General features: G+C 67.8%; 15 protein-coding genes. 7 read left to right on the forward strand and 8 right to left on the reverse strand.

Annotated features, from left to right (window positions below; genetic code table 11):
• Positions 1 to 56 precede the first annotated feature (56 nt).
• Positions 57 to 2753 carry an FxSxx-COOH system tetratricopeptide repeat protein gene (gene fxsT, locus I6A60_RS23685; protein ID WP_203022235.1) on the reverse strand — a complete coding sequence of 899 codons (2697 nt, stop codon included), beginning with the start codon at positions 2751 to 2753 and terminating at the stop codon, positions 57 to 59.
• Between the two features lie 441 nt (positions 2754 to 3194).
• Here fxsT and I6A60_RS23690 point away from each other — a divergent pair, with 441 nt between their 5' ends.
• The 3 genes from I6A60_RS23690 (at position 3195) to I6A60_RS23700 (ending at position 5279) form a co-directional block, all read left to right on the forward strand.
• Positions 3195 to 3974, forward strand: a complete 780-nt coding sequence (locus I6A60_RS23690) for an SDR family oxidoreductase (RefSeq protein WP_203022258.1) — start codon at positions 3195 to 3197, stop codon at positions 3972 to 3974.
• A 427-nt stretch (positions 3975 to 4401) separates the two neighbouring features.
• Entirely contained in the window at positions 4402 to 4836 is a 435-nt protein-coding gene (locus tag I6A60_RS23695; RefSeq protein ID WP_307873830.1) for a MarR family transcriptional regulator, read from the forward strand.
• A complete protein-coding gene (locus I6A60_RS23700) occupies positions 4833 to 5279 on the forward strand; it encodes a hypothetical protein (protein WP_203022234.1) in 447 nt (148 codons plus the stop codon). Before I6A60_RS23695 ends, I6A60_RS23700 begins: the two co-directional genes overlap by 4 nt.
• 80 nt (positions 5280 to 5359) lie before the next feature.
• On the opposite strand, the gene I6A60_RS23705 is transcribed toward I6A60_RS23700, so the two are convergent.
• The 4 genes from I6A60_RS23705 to I6A60_RS23720 form a co-directional block, all read right to left on the reverse strand.
• Entirely contained in the window at positions 5360 to 5899 is a 540-nt protein-coding gene (locus I6A60_RS23705) for a carboxymuconolactone decarboxylase family protein (protein ID WP_203022233.1), read from the reverse strand.
• Positions 5899 to 6474 (reverse strand): peroxiredoxin, encoded by a 576-nt coding sequence (locus I6A60_RS23710; protein WP_203022256.1) that lies wholly within the window; start codon positions 6472 to 6474, stop codon positions 5899 to 5901. Before I6A60_RS23710 ends, I6A60_RS23705 begins: the two co-directional genes overlap by 1 nt.
• Positions 6475 to 6527: 53 nt before the next feature.
• Positions 6528 to 7136: a hypothetical protein gene (locus I6A60_RS23715; protein ID WP_238436078.1), complete on the reverse strand. Its 609-nt coding sequence runs from the start codon at positions 7134 to 7136 to the stop codon at positions 6528 to 6530.
• 148 nt (positions 7137 to 7284) lie between these two features.
• On the reverse strand, positions 7285 to 7881 hold the full coding sequence (locus I6A60_RS23720; protein ID WP_203022232.1) for a TetR/AcrR family transcriptional regulator: 597 nt from the start codon (positions 7879 to 7881) through the stop codon (positions 7285 to 7287).
• A 137-nt stretch (positions 7882 to 8018) separates the two neighbouring features.
• Between I6A60_RS23720 and I6A60_RS23725 the strand changes: the two genes are divergently transcribed.
• The 3 genes from I6A60_RS23725 (at position 8019) to I6A60_RS23735 (ending at position 11552) form a co-directional block, all read left to right on the forward strand.
• Positions 8019 to 9620 (forward strand): MFS transporter, encoded by a 1602-nt coding sequence (locus I6A60_RS23725; protein ID WP_203022231.1) that lies wholly within the window; start codon positions 8019 to 8021, stop codon positions 9618 to 9620.
• Positions 9621 to 9731: 111 nt separating this feature from the next.
• Complete coding sequence (locus I6A60_RS23730) at positions 9732 to 10754, forward strand: RNA polymerase subunit sigma-70 (RefSeq protein WP_203022230.1); 1023 nt, start codon at positions 9732 to 9734, stop codon at positions 10752 to 10754.
• A 225-nt stretch (positions 10755 to 10979) separates the two neighbouring features.
• Positions 10980 to 11552, forward strand: coding sequence for a dihydrofolate reductase family protein (locus tag I6A60_RS23735; RefSeq protein ID WP_203022229.1), 573 nt, complete (start codon positions 10980 to 10982; stop codon positions 11550 to 11552).
• Positions 11553 to 11649: 97 nt separating this feature from the next.
• On the opposite strand, the gene I6A60_RS23740 is transcribed toward I6A60_RS23735, so the two are convergent.
• The 3 genes from I6A60_RS23740 to I6A60_RS23750 all read right to left on the reverse strand — a co-directional run bounded on the left by I6A60_RS23740 (position 11650) and on the right by I6A60_RS23750 (position 13979).
• Positions 11650 to 12663, reverse strand: coding sequence for an RNA polymerase subunit sigma-70 (locus I6A60_RS23740; protein WP_203022228.1), 1014 nt, complete (start codon positions 12661 to 12663; stop codon positions 11650 to 11652).
• Positions 12656 to 13282 carry a dihydrofolate reductase family protein gene (locus I6A60_RS23745; RefSeq protein ID WP_203022227.1) on the reverse strand — a complete coding sequence of 209 codons (627 nt, stop codon included), beginning with the start codon at positions 13280 to 13282 and terminating at the stop codon, positions 12656 to 12658. The genes I6A60_RS23740 and I6A60_RS23745 overlap by 8 nt, the downstream gene beginning before the upstream one ends.
• Before the next feature lie 88 nt (positions 13283 to 13370).
• Complete coding sequence (locus I6A60_RS23750; protein WP_238436090.1) at positions 13371 to 13979, reverse strand: dihydrofolate reductase family protein; 609 nt, start codon at positions 13977 to 13979, stop codon at positions 13371 to 13373.
• A 326-nt stretch (positions 13980 to 14305) separates the two neighbouring features.
• On the opposite strand from I6A60_RS23750, the gene I6A60_RS23755 reads away from it, so the two are divergent.
• Positions 14306 to 15049 carry a hypothetical protein gene (locus I6A60_RS23755; RefSeq protein WP_203022225.1) on the forward strand — a complete coding sequence of 248 codons (744 nt, stop codon included), beginning with the start codon at positions 14306 to 14308 and terminating at the stop codon, positions 15047 to 15049.
• Positions 15050 to 15239: the final 190 nt, after the last annotated feature.

The raw sequence follows: 15239 nt of genomic DNA on the forward strand, positions 1-15239 counted from the left end.
CGCCCTCGTCACATGGCGATATCGACTACCGATGTGCGAGTCGACCTTCTCAGATTTCAGGAGCCGATGGCCGCGAGGGCCATCTTTTCTTTCGCCACGCGTGGATGATCCGAGCCAAACCTATTCTCAAGTATAAAAACGGCTCGCTTCAGGTATCGCCTGGCGTCGTCTTTGTTGCCGATCTGATCTGACACGTGACCGAGTCGTGCCAGTGTAGAAGCGACCCATGGATGACTTTTCCCGTACACTCTCTCGTCGATATCGAGAGCGCGATCGAGAAGATTCTTCGCATAGCCGAAGTCTGCCATCTGGATCGGTATGGAACTTAGGCTTACCAGCGACGCTGCCACCCACGGATGAGTCGGGCCAAAGGTCTGCTCGCGAATTTTAAGAGCGCGTTCGAATGCGAGGCCGGCCTCGTCCAGGCGCCCTAGGTCCAGTAGTACGCGACCGATATGAATCAAAGCGGCCGCGACCCACGGGTGATCGGGTCCGTAGACCTGTTCGTCGATCCTCAATGCTTGCTCCAGGAGATCTCTCGACCGCTCTAGCTCTCCTAGGACGCGCAGCACGCCGCCGAGGTGTACCAAAGCTGTTGCGACTCTCGGATGCTTACCTCCGTAGGTTGAGAGCGCAATGCCAAGTGCCCTCTCATGAAGGGTCCGGGCGTGTCCGTATTCCCCGATATCCCGCAGCATGAAACCATGGCTCATCAGGACATCTGCTACATCCGGATGATGTGGACCCAAAGATCCTTCCCGAATTCTGACTGCCCTCTCCAGGGCATCGCAAGCGGCCTGTGATTCTCCACTGTCACGCAGTGCGTGGCCAAGGAAAAGCAACGCGTCGGCAACTAGTAGACTTTCTGGACCACAGCATTCCTCGCGAATCACCAATGCTTGCTCCACGCACCGTCGAGCGGCAAGGGGTCTCCCTTGGTCGCGCAATACACGACCCAGATTGACAAGAATTTCAGCGCCCAGGAGGTCCGTCGATTCGCTCGTGTTCTCGACCAGCTTCAATGCCTGCTCCAGCAGGCGGGAGGACGCTTCGAGATCGGCGCGGTCGTGGAGGTATACTGCGGCGCAGTTTGACAACCTTGCAGCCGTCAATGGATCATGGGCAAGGTCTCTGTGCCGGGTCAGTACCAGCACATGCGGAAGCAGATCTTGCCACCGTGCCCATATCTCATTTTTGCTCAGTGAGTCATTGGGTACAGAAGAAATGATCGTTTCGCCGGCCGAGGAGGCGGTGTCCAGCCGCTCTCTATGGCTCATTCGCTCACGCGTGGCGATCTGCACCATGCGGTGTATCTGCAGTCCATTGGACAGTCGGGTCGCAAGACCGTAGCGAACCAGCACTCCTACTATCTCGAAGGTCGCAATCTCGCAGGCGAGTGTCGGCGTGTGATCGATGAATGATGGATCGACGCTTTTTGCCAGCAGACTCAAAGGAATCGTTGTAGGCGCCAGGAAAGCGCACACCTGAAGCAGGTGCAGTGCGGCGGGGTTCATGTCTCGCAAGCGGTCCAGGGATAGCGACCACACCGTGTCGAGATTCCAGGGGTAGCCGTCGACATTGCCTCGCGTCAACAACTCCGCTGATTGCGTCCTAAAGATATCGAGATAACGGTTTGGTGTGATGGTCGTTTCCTCGATATAAGAAGATGCCTGTTCGAGCGCTAGAGGAAGATCGCCGAGTTCCGCGGCCAAGACCTCGGCCGTGTGTGAGTCGATCTCCGGTATGCGTCTCAATAGTAGCTGTGTGGCTTCGTCTCGTGAAAGAATGCCGACGTCCACACGTCGGCCAAAGCTACTCCAGCGTGGGTTCCTCGACGTCACGATGATCCTACCGGAGCCGGCCATTAGATTGTTCCGGATGTCAGACGGCTGCTCGGCATTGTCAAATACAATGAGCCAGTCGTGGCGGCGACGGAGTTCATCGCGCACTGCTTCCGCGGACTGGCTTACGTCACTGCGATCAACTAGGCCCAGGTAAGTGGCCAGGGATGTCAGGTGCTCGTTAATAAGCTCGGGCTGCTCAGCAGACACCCACCAAACGATCGCATATTCGGATGCGTACCGGTAGCAGTATTCGATGGCGAGGTTCGTCTTACCCACCCCTCCCATTCCGCACAGAGCGACCGCATATTGCCTGTCTCTCGTCAAGGCAAGACAGAGTGCATCAAGGTGGGAATCGCGTCCCACAAAATTTGGATTCCTTGGTGGGACGTTCCAGACCGATGGTAGATTAGATACCCACTTTGGCCCACCCTTCGTGTTGACGGCGGAGGGCGGAAACTGGGGTGCCTTTGAAGGCTTTGAGCGGCCCTGGGGATGCAGTTGGACCGCAGATAGCAGGCGATGGCGAGCGTCTTTCTCCGAGAGACCGAACAGATCCAAGGGTACGATCTGATCCAGGGATGTCGAAGGTAGGTCTGCCGTTGTCTTCAATGCTAGCAGTTTGTTCCCCAACCCAAGTGGGTCCTTTGTCCAAGCTGAGAGCCACTCGAACCTTCCGACCTCAGAAGCAAGATACGCGTCAGTTATGATCGAAATAGTCTGGCGCGCGACAGAAGCATGCCTGTACAGCCACTCGGCCCTATTGCTTCCAGGCAACAGATCCCATGCCTCGATGAGGACGCGGTATCCCACATCTTCGAGTTGCCAGGCAACCCATTCGCCCCAGGTTCGGTCAGCTGGCGCGTAAGACACCAAAAAGTCCCACTCAGGGAATTTCCCCGGCGCTTGCACGCGGTCATGGTCCCATCGACTGACGCTGCCGACGAGAGCCGGGGGAGCAAGTGTGGCGCAGATATCAGTCAGACGCTCAGATGCCGAGTTAGGGAGGATTGGTGCTCATTCGCCGGCACCTGCCTCGCGGACGTGACTCCTGAGCAAGGAAAATGTGCCTAGGACACCTGGACATCAGGCAGGAGGCTGCCTGAACCGCCTCGCCGCGTGTCAGCGATTCGGTCTCGTGAGGAGATGACGTGAACGGATGCCTTCCGCTGAGCTACCGGCGCACCGCCATGCGTCGCGCAGCGCTGCGGTCGGCCCTGATCCGCGGCGCTGCCCGTCCCGCGCGCCGAGAAATACCGCCATGTGACGGAAGCCGAGCGTCCCCGCGCCCGGCTAGCTTCCGTGTTGGAGGTGGCCGTACTCGCGGCGGCCCCGCGTAGGAGATGAGTGCTTGTGAAGCTGGGTCTGGAAGGCCGTACCGCCGTCGTCACCGGGGCGAGCCGTGGGATCGGGCTGGCCGTCGCGCGCGCCCTGGTGGGTGAGGGCGCGACCGTCGTCGCGGGCGCGCTGGGTGGTTCGCCCGAGCTGGACGAGCTCGCCGCCGGCGGGAACCTGACCCCCGTCCGCGTCGACCTGTCCTCGCCTGACGGGCCGGCCCGGCTGGTCGCCGCGGCGGGCGAGCGGGTGGACATCCTGGTGAACAACGTCGGGTCGGCGCCGACCCGGCTGGCGGGGTTCGCCGCGATCACCGACGAGATGTGGCAGCAGACCTGGGAGCTGAACGTGATGGCCGCGGTCCGGGCCAGCCGCGCGGTCCTGCCGGCGATGCTCGCGGCGGGCGGCGGCTCGATCGTCACGATCAGCTCGGTGAACTCGACGCTGGCCGATCCGCTCGTCATGGACTACAGCGCGGCGAAGGCGGCGCTGAGCAGCTTCTGCAAGGCGTTGTCGAAGGAGGTCGGGCCGCAGGGCGTGCGGGTCAACACGATCAGCCCGGGACCGGTCGCGACCGACCTGTGGCTCGGGGCGGACGGCGTCGCCGCGCACCTGTCCGCGGCGCAGGGCGCGACCGCGTCGGACATCGTCGACTCCGCCGCCGCCGGGATGCTCACCGGCCGGTTCACCCGGCCGGAGGAGATCGCCGCCGCCGTCCTGCTGCTGGCCAGCGACGCCTCCGCCAACATGACCGGCGCGGACATCCGCATCGACGGAGGCATGATCACCACCTGGTAGTCGGCCCACCGGTTTCCCCTGCGCATCCGGCGATCAACGAGGTCTCGCAGGCGGCATGATCACCACCTGGTAGTCGGCCCGCCAGTTTCCCCTGCGCATCCGGTGATCAAGGAGGTCTCGCACCCGGCGGGGAGGCCTTGATCGCTCGTTGCGCAGGCAAGGCGGCGTTCGATACCCCAATTTCTCCCCTTTATCCCTGCGCAGTCTTCGATCAAGGTCCGGCAGCTTGGCCAGCTAGGCCGGATGATCGGCGTCTGCGCAGGCAAGTCGGCGCCTCGGATCAGGCGGTCCGGCACCGGGGGCCGGGCGGCTTGATCAAGTCGGTCGACCGGGCTGAACCCCCTGAGTTGCCGCGGGCGTTGGCGGCCGTCCCGCACCGCCGACGGGGGGTTCCCCTAGTTACTACGAAATCGTATAGTCCGAAATCGTGGATACTTCTCCTGGGTCGACCAAGGGGTCGGCGCTGCTCGCTCTCCAGCGAGCCACCCATGTCACCCTGCAGATCCTCGCCGCCACGCTGGTGGACCTCGACCTGACCGCCTCCGAGATCAACGTCCTGGCCATCCTCGCCGACGGCCGCGGCCGCACCATCTCCGAGCTGGGCACCGCGGCCGGCACCCGCCCGACCACGCTGACCAGCGTGCTGGACCGGTTGGAACGGCGCGGCCACGTCACGCGCGGCCCCCGGCCGGGGGACCGGCGAGTGGTGGTCGTCGAGCTGACCGCCTCCGGCCGGCTTGTCGCGGGCACGATTCGTCAGGCCCTCGCCGACCTGGAGCAGCGGGCCCTCGTAGACCTGCCCCCGGACGCGATCGCCGGCTTCCACGCGGTACTGCGCGCGTTGGCGGAGGTGCCCGCGTGACGCACGACGGCCCGGGGCCGACCGCGCTGTTCGACGAGCTGATGGCCGAGGTGACCGGCGCGACCGGGCAGTTCGATCACCGCGCCCACGTTCATCTGACCTGGTTGGCGATCCGCCGGGTCGGCATGCCCGCGGCCGTCCGGGTGGTCAGCGACGGGATCCACCAGGCAGCCCTCCACGCCGGGGCACCGCAGAAGTACCGCGCCACTGTCAGCCGGGCCTGGGTGGAGCTGGTGGCGCACCACGCCGCCGAACGCGCCGCCACCGAACGCGCCGCCGTCGACTTCGCGGGCTTCATCGACGCGCATCCCGCGCTGCTCGACAAACGCCTGCTCACCCGCTTCTACCGCCCGACGACGCTCGCCGGCTCCCCGGCCCGCACCCACTGGGTCGAGCCCGACCTCGACCCCTTCCCCTGGGACCCGAGGCACCGTCACCGGTAGTGGCCGGTCAGGCGGATGACGGTTGACCGCGACCAGGCGCGGCCGCGGTCAACCGCCGACGGGTAACGGGTGGAGGTGGGTCAGGCCGCCGCCGGGGCGAGCTCCTCGGCTTCGACAGCGACGGCGACGGCGTGGACCACGGAGGCGATCCGGATCGCGTCCTGGATCGACTCGCGGGGCACGCCCCGGCCGCGCAGCTCATGCTCGTGTGCCTGCAGGCAGCGGCCACAGCCGTTGACCGCGGACGCGGCGAGCGACCACAGCTCGAAGTCGACCTTGTCTACGCCCGGGTTGGCGATCGCGTTCATCCGCAGGCCGGCCCGAAGCCGGTCGTACTCCTCGTCCTCGAGTAGATGCAGCGAACGGTAGTAGACGTTGTTCATCGCCATCAGCGCCGCCGCCGTCCTCGCCGCGCGGTAGGCCTCGGCGGTCAGGTGCTCGCGCGCCTCCTGGTCCAGCTCCGCGAGCGCCGTCCGGCCGCGGCTGGCCAGGGCGGCCGTCAGCACGGTGCCCCACAGCTGCTGCTCGGTCAGGTGCGTCTGGCTGGTCACCGACCCGAGGTTGAGCCGCAGGTCCTTGGCGTACTCGGGCAGCGCCGCGCGCAGGGCAGCGACGCCCATCAGGCGCCGACCTCGACCTTCTCCTGCGCGGGGATCCTGCCTCCGACGGAGAGCGTGCTCTCGCCCTTCTGCCAGTTGCAGGGGCACAGCTCGTCGGTCTGCAGGGCGTCGAGCACCCGGAGGACCTCGTTCGGGTTCCGGCCGACGCTCCCGGCCGTGACCATCACGAACTGGATCTCGCCGGCCGGGTCGATGATGAAGGTCGCCCGCTGCGCGACGCCGTCGTCGCCGAGGACCCCGGCGGCCGTCGTGAGCTCCTTCTTGATGTCGGCGAGCATCGGGAAGGGCAGATCGCGCAGGTCGGCGTGGTTCTGCCGCCACGCCAGGTGGACGAACTCGCTGTCGGTGGAGACGCCGAGCACCTGGGCGTCGCGGTCGGCGAACTCGTCGTTGAGCCGGCCGAAGGCTGCGATCTCGGTCGGGCAGACGAAGGTGAAGTCCTTCGGCCAGAAGAAGACGACGCGCCACTGGCCCGGGCGGCCGGCCGACGACTCCTGGACGAACGCGGTGTCAGGGTCGGTGCTGACTACGGCGGTCAGGTCGTAGGTGGGGAAGGTGTCACCGACGGTGAGCATGGGAGTGGACGTCCTTTCGGTCATTCAGGTTGGGGTCGATGAGGATGGAGCAGTCAGCGGGCGAGCAGCGCGCGAGCGTCGTCGCCGTCGAGGTGCGCGCTGGCGCGCTCGGTGCGGACGAAACCCTCGACGACCTCGACCTCGAGCAACGCCCAGCGGTCGCCGAGGTCGAACAGGTCGGTGGTGGGATGGCGGGCCGCGAAATGGGCCGCGAGCCGGTCCGCGTCGGCTTCCGGCACCGCGCCGACCCAGCCGCCGAGTCCCACCGACACCCAGGTGGATCCTTCGACGGTCGGCCCGCAGAACTGGAAACGGCAGGCCTGGTCACCGTGCTCGAGCAACCGGCCGATCGCGGCGGGTGCGAGCAGCAGCAGGCGTCCGGTGGCCTCCGACAGCCAGCCGGCGTCCGGACCGGCGATCTGCTCGAGGCCGGTGGTTCGGTGGTCGGCGGCCGAGGGAGGCGCGGATTGCGCCTCGGGGGCCGACGCGGGCTGGGACGCGGCCAGGCTCGGCGAGGGGGCGGGGTGGCCGCCGGCGAAGCGTAGGCCGTGGGCGACCTGGCCGCCCCACAGCGCGAGGCAACCGTCGCCGGCCGAGCTGGTCAGAACGCGGGCGGCAGCTACGAGCTGGGTGGAGCAGGGGGGTGGCACCGCTGCCGGCAAGGCCCGTCATCTGCTCCACCGCGTCCTTCGTTAGGGGTCAACCGTCTTAGGTTTTCCTAACCTAACCGAGAAGATTCGCGGGTCACAAGGCTGTGGCCAAGGTCATCCGGGCGTGCGGGTGTCTGATGTGGCGGTTACTGTCGGCTGGTTACTGCCCGGCCGGGAGCAGGGGCTCGCCCAGCAGGCGCAGGGCCGCGTCGAGCAGGCCCAGTGGATCGGCGAGCGACGGGTCGTCGGCCCACCGGCTCATCACCTCTTCGAGGACCAGCAGCACCGTGCCGGCGACCAGGCGAGAGGCCATCGGGTCGGCGTCGGCGCCGTACCAGGGCGCCAGCGCGTCGGCGAGGCGGTCGCGGCTCTTGCGCCGTTCCTCCAGCCAGCGGCCCCGCAACGCGGGGCTCTCCCGCAACAGGAACTGGAAGCGGCGCGCCCGGTCGGAATTGTCCCCGACCGGAGCGAGGACCGCGCGCAGCATCGCCGTCACCGCCGACCTCAGCGTCTCGTTCTCGTCGCGCCCGCCGAGGTGGTCGATCACGTCGTCCATCGAGGCGCTGGCGAGGGCCGTGACGACGTCCTCCTTGGCGGGGAAGTAGCGGAAGAAGGTGCGTGAGGAGACGCCGGCCGCGTCGGCGATGTCCTGGACGGTGGTCGCGTCGTAGCCCCGTTCCAGGAAGAGCCGACCGGCGGCCTCGGCGATCTCGCGGCGTGCCCGCAGCTTGTTCCGTTCCGTCAAGCCGGCGGTCATGACCCCTCCTGTCTGGCGCTCAGAGTTCATCGTCTCCTGCGTCACGTCACCTGGCAGTTTCTGCCATGGTGACATAGGTTGCCGCTGGGCGGATCAATTCTCACTGTCGAGCCGTCTGGCCATAGAGGGGTGCGTGGGTGACCAGCCTTGACCAGCACGAGCTGACGACCCGTTCGGCGCGATCGACGAAGGCCCAGTCGACGAAGACGCAGTCGACGAAGGCCCAGTGGTGGATCCTCGTCATCATCGCCTGCGCGCAGCTGATGGTGGTTCTCGACTCGACCATCATGATCATCGCCCTGCCGTCGGCCCAGAAGGCGCTCGGGTTCTCGGATACCGAACGCCAGTGGGTCATCACGGGGTACACCCTGGCGTTCGGCGGGTTCCTGCTTCTCGGCGGCCGGATCAGCGACATGCTCGGGCCCAGGCGCACCCTGATGGTCGGCGTCATCGGCTTCGCGCTGGCCTCGGCGCTGGGTGGCGCCGCTCCGGACACCGTCGTGCTGATCGCGGCCCGCGGGCTGCAGGGACTGTGCGGCGCGCTGCTCGCCCCGTCCGTGCTCTCGCTGCTCTCGGCGACCTTCACGAACCCCCGGGAACGCGCCCGGGCCTTCGGGATCTACGCCACGATCGCGATCGGCGGGTCGGCCTTCGGGCTGATCCTCGGCGGCCTGCTGACCCAGTACGCCGACTGGCGCTGGTGCCTCTACGTGAACCTGCCGATCGCCGCCCTGGTGATCTTCGGCATCGTCACGATGATCCCGAAGTCCACCGGCCGGTCCGGCGTGCGGCTCGACGTCGCGGGCGTGGTCCTCGGCTGCGGCGGACTCGTCGCGCTCGTCTACGGGCTCGGCGAGGCCGGGGCGGACGGCTGGGGCTCGCGCGGCGTCCTCGTCCCGCTCGCGATCGCCGTCGCCCTGCTGGCCGGCTTCGTCGTCTGGCAGAGCCGGGGCCCGAACCCGCTGCTGCCGCTGCGCGTGCTGCGGGACCGCAACCGCAGCGGGGCGTACCTGACAATCCTGCTGGCGATGACCGCCATGTTCGGCACGTTCGTCTCGCTCACCTACCTCTTCCAGTCGGTCGACGGCTACTCGCCGCTGCGCAGCGGGATCGCCTTCCTGCCACTGATGCTGCTCAACGGGCTGGCCTCGACCCAGCTCGCCAGCCGTCTCATGCCCCATGTGCCGACCCGGCTGCTCATCGTCCCGGGGCTGCTCGCCGCGTCCGTCGGCGTCGCGCTACTGACGAGGCTGACTCCCGAATCGGCGTTCGCGACCCATGTGCTGCCGACCGAGATCCTGCTCGGCGTCGGTCTCGGCGTCGCGATGGTCCCGGTCATCAGCACGGCGACCAGCAACGCCGACCCGGGCGACGTCGGCGTCATCTCGGCCATGTCGACCACCTCGCAGCAGATCGGCGCCTCGATCGGGACCGCCCTGCTGAACACGATCGCGGCCTCGGCGGCGACGAGCTACCTGGCGTCGCACCGCGGCGGCGACGCCGTCCACGCGACCGTGCACGGCTACGCGACCACCAGTGCCTGGGCGGCCGGCATCCTCGCGCTCGCCGCGCTGGTCGCCGGCCTTCTCATCAACGTCCATCCCGGACGGGCGCACGCGACCCAGCCGGCGGGCAGCCAGGGCGGCGCGCCCGCCGCGCAGCCGAGCCGGGAGGCACTGCTTGTCCCGGCGGCCCGAAGCGAGCAGACGGCGGCCACGGAGCACCGCTCCGAGGCGTAGCCCCGCCACCGCCTTTTCCGCGACGCGCCGCGACGAGCGAGCAGTTCTCGGCGGCTGTGGTGTCGATACGACGAGAGGCCGGACGACCGGCCGGGAGTCGAGAGGCGAGCCATGGCCAGCGATGATCTGATCTCCCGGGCGCGGGCGGGTGACGGGGAGGCGTTCCGTGCGCTGACCGAACCGCACCGCCGCGAGCTTCAGCTGCACTGCTACCGGATGCTGGGCTCGGTGCAGGACGCGGAGGACGCGCTGCAGGAGACGATGGTCGCCCCGTGGCAGGGCCTCGGCGGGTTCGGCCGGCAGGCGTCGCTGCGCACCTGGCTGTACCGGATCGCGACCAACAAATGCCTCAACGCGCTGCGGACGGCCCGCCGGCGACCGGCGAAGGCCTGGGACATCCCAGGGATCGAGCCGCCCGCGCCGACCCGTCACGGGGAGGCCGTCTGGCTCGGCCCGTTCCCGGACTCGCTGCTGGACGGCGCGTTCGACGTTCCGGTTGGCCCGGAGGCCCGCTACGAGCAGACCGAATCGATCTCGCTGGCCTTCGTCGCCGCGCTACAGGCGCTGCCCCCGCGGCAGCTCGCCGTGCTGGTCCTGCGCGACGTGCTGGGCTTCCAGGCCAGCGAGGCCGCCGGCATGCTGGACATCACCGTGCCGTCGGTCACCAGCTGCCTCACCCGGGCGCGCGCCAACCTGGACCGGCAACGCGCGCACCTGCGGCGCTCACCGCCGACGCTCGGGTCGGCGCAGGAGAGCGCGATCGTGGCCCGGTTCGTCCGCGCGTACGAGGCGGCCGATCTGACAGCGCTCGTCGAGCTGTTCACCGACGACGTGTTCCTCTCGATGCCACCGATGCCGCTCGAGTACCAGGGCATCGACGTCGTGACCCAGTTTTTCCGGCTGCTGCTCGTCCCCGAACGTCGCTACAGCCTCGTACCCACCCGCGCCAACGGCGGGCCGGCGTTCGGCTCGTACGTCCACGGAGCGGACGGGCAGCGGCACGCCACCGGACTGTTCGTCGTGACCGTCCTCGACCGGCGTATCAGCGCGATGACCCGCTTCGAGAGCACCGTCCTCGCCTGGTTCGGCCTCCCGCTCACACTCCCGGCCGGTAGGCGCACCGAATCCGCGTAGCCGCCATGACCGCTGGCGTCGGTCCGTCGCCTTGATCGCCGTTTTCACCCTCTGGTGCCTATGAAACAGGCCCAGTTACAACCACCAGAGGGCCGAAATGGAGACCAAGGGGACGCCGGTAACGGGCGAACCTTGCCGGTGGCGGCATTCGGAAGCCACCGCGCAGTTCCGAGTCGGTCCGGTGTCTATCCCTGTGGACGCATCCACCCGCAAGGAGAAAGCCACATGGGAAAGATTGTCATCACCACGAACCTGTCGCTTGACGGCGTCGTTCAGGACCCGGACGGGCAGGAAGGATTCCGGCTCGGCGGCTGGTTCGGCGAGTCCGGCGGAGCCGATCTCGCGGCCTGGTCGCGGCTGGAGACCGACGAGACGCTGCGCTCCGCGGCGATCCTGGTCGGCCGCCGCAGCGACGAATGGTTCGCCACCCGCTGGAACGATCGCACTGGCGAATGGGCCGACAAGCTGAACAGCCTGCCCAAGTACGTCGTCTCGACGACCCTCGCCGCGCCGAAGTGGAACAACGCGACGGTCCTCACCGGCGACGTGCTCGCCCAGATCACGAAGCTGAAGGCGGAGACGGACGGCGACATTCTCGTCTACGCCAGCTACCAGCTCGCCCGCACCCTGATCGAGCACGACCTGGTCGACGAGCTGCGCCTAGTCGTCTTCCCGGTCATCCTTGGCGACGGCGACCGGCTCTTCGGTGCGACCAGTGACAAGAAGGCACTGCGGCTGGTCAGCACCCGACCCCTCGGCGAGGGCCTGTCGTTCCTGACCTACGAGTTCGTCAGGTAGCCCCTTACCCGGACGCGGGGGCCACCGCCGGCCAGGCGGTGCCCCCGCGTCGTGTCCAATATCCGGTCGAACAACCAGGGTGTCGGTGGTGTCAACGTCATGGCAGGGTTGGCGCGAATCCGAATGCGGGGAACAGCTCGGGGTAGGCGAACACGGTGATCTCCGAGATCGCGGCGTCGGACAGTCCCAGGACGACGAACCCGAAGCTTCGATACGTGTCGTCGCCCCAGGCTCTCAGATAGGCGGCCGCCGCTGGCTGGCGGTTGGCGCGGGTCGGTATGAGGCGCCAGTCGCCTGTCCGGTCGGGGCCCCACCCGCGGCGGAACTCGGCGACGGTCGCGTCCAACCCCTCGAACCACACCGCCCGTGGCGGCATCGTGAAGCGCGCCGCGTCGGTGAGCAGGTCGGCGAGGGCGTCGGCATCGGCGGCCTCGTGGGCGGCGATATAGCGCCTGAGCAGCTGGTACTCCTGTGCGGTCGACGGTTGCGCTGACCAGTCGTGGCGGTCGGCGGGCGTGTCGCGCTGTAGGGACGCGCGAGCTCGCTGGAGCGCACTGTCGACGGCCGCGACCGAGCAGCCGAGCGCGGTGGCGATCTCGGGGCCGGTCCAGCCCAACACCTCCCGCAGGAGGAGGACGGCGCGTTGTCGGGGCGTGAGGAGCTGGATGGCGGCGAGGAAGACAAGCGACACGGTCTCCTTCGCGATCGCCAGGCTCTCGGGGCCGGCCTGATCGAGGAACACGTCGGGGTACGGCTGGAGCCAGGCGGCCTCCGGATACTCGGGAGCGTCGGTCAGACCCGGCTGCCCCAACTGGTACGGAAGCGCTCTGCGCCGATTCCGCCGGAGGTGGTCAAGGCAGGTGTTCGTCGCGATCGCGTACAGCCATGCACGAAACGTCGAGCGACGCGCGAACGAGCACCGGCCGCGCCATGCTCGCAGGAGCGTCTCCTGTACCAGATCTTCGGCTTCGTCGAACGAGCCGAGCATCCGGTAGCAGTGGACGTGCAGCTCCCGCCGGTACCTGTCGGTGAGCCGGCTGAACGCGCCTGGATCGCCATCGACGGCTGCCGTGACAAGCCGGTCAAGCTCGTCGTGTTCAGGCTCAGCCATCGGCGTCTGGCTGGAACGAGCCGAAGGTCAGGGGACCGGCGCTCTGATAGGTGTGGACGGCGACGCCCGACTCGGATGTTCTCGAGCCGACCAGGCGTAGCCCAGCGGATGGGAGGCCGTCACCGAAGAGACGTTCGCCGGTGCCGAGCAGGACGGGGAAGACCCAGAGGCGGTATTCGTCGACGAGGCCCTGGGTGATGAGTGATCGTGCGAGCCGGCGGCTCCCGTGGACCTGGAGCTCGCCGTCGCCATCGGCCTTGAGACGTGCGATCTCGGTGCCGAGGTCGCCGGCGATGACCGTCGCTGGTCCCCACGCAGGGGCGGTGAGGGTCCTCGACACGACGTACTTGGGCAACGTGTTGAGGTGCCGGGCGAGCACGTCGCTCGGGTCGGTGACGTGCGGCCAGTGCGACGCCAGTATCTCGTAGCTCCGGCGTCCGAGGAGGAACCCGCTGGCCTGCTGGATCCACTCGACCGCGAACGCGGCGGTCGACGCCTCCACGTAGGGGACCAGCCAGCCGCCCAGCTCGAAGCCGCCACTGCGGTCCTCGTTGGGGGCTCCGGGGCTCTGCATCACGCCGTCCACCGACACGAAGGTCGTCAGCACCAGCTTTCGCACACCTACTCCTTGGACTCGGTCATCTCCTTGGTCATGTGACGTCGGAGGCCGGGCGATCCCATCGGGCGTCGTCGAGGAATATCCAGCGCTACTCGACGTAGCGGCTGCGCGGCACGTCCGCCTCCGCGGACAGGCGCCGGTACCGCACCCCGATCACACCGCTCGCGTACACCTTCTGCCAGACGAGCCCGAAGTCCGCTGGACTCGACAGGCCCCCGAAGACAGAGAGACCGGCGCCGATGGCGACCGGGTGCACCTTCAGCCAGAACTCGTCCACCAGGCCGAGCCGGACGAAGGCATCGACGGTTCGAGCGCCACCGAACAAGACCATGTCCCCGCCCGCTTCGTTACGCAGACGCGCGACCTCGTCGGCGATCGGTTGCGACGCGATGCGCGAGTTCTTCATGACGGCGTGCGTCCTCCCGGTCGAGAACACCACCTTCGGCGTGTCGAGCATCCAGTTCGCGAACTCCACGAGGTCCGGTGTTCCAGACCGATCGGCGGCTCGCGCCGGCCATACCGCTGCGAAGCTCTCGAACACGACCCTGCCGGTCAGGATCGTGCCCGCGGCTCGGCGGAGGTCAGTCGTGAAGTCATGATCCATCTCGTCGTCGTGGACGAGCCAGCCCAGGTCGCCCGTTGGGCTGCCCATGAACCCGTCCACGGAGCTGTTGACGAACACGATCACCCGTCGCATGGTCACGCCTCCACCGTCGTGGCGCCCGGATAGCGCCGTCGTACAGACGAGACGTCGACGAGTACCGAACCCCATCGCTGCGCCGGGGTGAGGTCGCCGATCGCGGCGATACCGGCGCCGGCAAATGCTCCTAAGGGAGCTGCGTCGTGGCAGATGATGTGGATTGCGGCGAGAGACCTTCGACGGCGGGGGGCATACCTGTGTACATAGCCTGGACCGACGACAGCGACGGCGGGAGAATGTGGTGGGCGGAGATGGGCGCATTCGGCTGGGGCGCCCCCCGTCTCGTGCCCGACCGGCGGTCGGCCGCCGGGCCCAGTCTGGGTATGGTCGGTGACGACTACTTCATGGCCTGGACGGGTGCCTGGTACGAACCCGGCGGCTTCGCCCCGGTAGCCCACGACACGACCATCTGGTGGTCGGGCTTCGACCGAGTCCGCAACGACTGGCAGCCGCAACAGCCTTTTGCCGAATTCCGCAGCTCCGTCGCGCCCGCCCTCAGCACCACTCCGAGCGGCGAGTTGGCCATGGCCTGGTCCGATTATGACCAGGAGGTTCCCTTCTGGTCGGCATTCGTGAACGGCAGGTGGCGGACCGGCCGCGCCGTCGGCTCACCGGGGCTGGTCCTGACCAGCCCTGCCGTCGCCAGATTCGGCACGCTGTTCATGGCCTGGGGCGGCGGCGGCCCCGGTCTGTGGTGGACGTCGTTCAATCCGGTTCAGGGGACCTGGTTCACCCCGCAGCGCCTCGCCGATCGCGGCACCAGCCACGCGCCGGCCCTCGCCGGTGCCAGCGCGGGCGACCCGCTCGTGATGGCGTGGAAGGGCCTCGGCGGCGACACCGCCATCTGGTGGTCGACGTTCGACGGATCGGCGTGGGGTCCGCAACAGGCTTTCACCGATCGGCAGACGGCGGCTGCCCCGGCTCTCGGGACGGTCGGCGGCAGTATCGCGATGGCATGGACCTGGGACGGCGCCCTCAACACGTCGCTCTACCTAGGCGGGCAATGGACCCCACCTCGCGTACTTCCCGGCGCCCGCACCGCCCTAAGCCCCGCCCTCCCGAACTAGCGGACTGCCCGAGCGGGAAGCCGGCGCGTGGCGCTCAGTCCCGGTATCGCGAGCCACAACACCGGTCATGATCGCCGTTTGAGCCCTCGGATGGTCGTAGAAACGCCCGCGCTACGACCACCCCAGACATCCCATGGTTTTGGGTGTCAAGCGGCGGTGTCGAGTGTGACGGTGTGTGGCCAGGCGGTTG

The organism is Frankia sp. AgB1.9 (assembly GCF_016786355.1).
Lineage (GTDB): Bacteria > Actinomycetota > Actinomycetes > Frankiales > Frankiaceae > Pseudofrankia.

Coding starts and splice junctions, on each gene's coding strand:
- I6A60_RS23705 (WP_203022233.1), bottom strand. CDS start 5,899: ATGGGCGTCGCTGCCCTGCGCGCGGCGCTGCCCGAGTACGCCAAGGAC.
- I6A60_RS23710 (WP_203022256.1), bottom strand. CDS start 6,474: ATGCTCACCGTCGGTGACACCTTCCCCACCTACGACCTGACCGCCGTA.
- I6A60_RS23720 (WP_203022232.1), bottom strand. CDS start 7,881: ATGACCGCCGGCTTGACGGAACGGAACAAGCTGCGGGCACGCCGCGAG.
- I6A60_RS23730 (WP_203022230.1), top strand. CDS start 9,732: ATGGCCAGCGATGATCTGATCTCCCGGGCGCGGGCGGGTGACGGGGAG.
- I6A60_RS23735 (WP_203022229.1), top strand. CDS start 10,980: ATGGGAAAGATTGTCATCACCACGAACCTGTCGCTTGACGGCGTCGTT.
- I6A60_RS23740 (WP_203022228.1), bottom strand. CDS start 12,663: ATGGCTGAGCCTGAACACGACGAGCTTGACCGGCTTGTCACGGCAGCC.
- I6A60_RS23750 (WP_238436090.1), bottom strand. CDS start 13,979: ATGCGACGGGTGATCGTGTTCGTCAACAGCTCCGTGGACGGGTTCATG.
- I6A60_RS23755 (WP_203022225.1), top strand. CDS start 14,306: ATGGTCGGTGACGACTACTTCATGGCCTGGACGGGTGCCTGGTACGAA.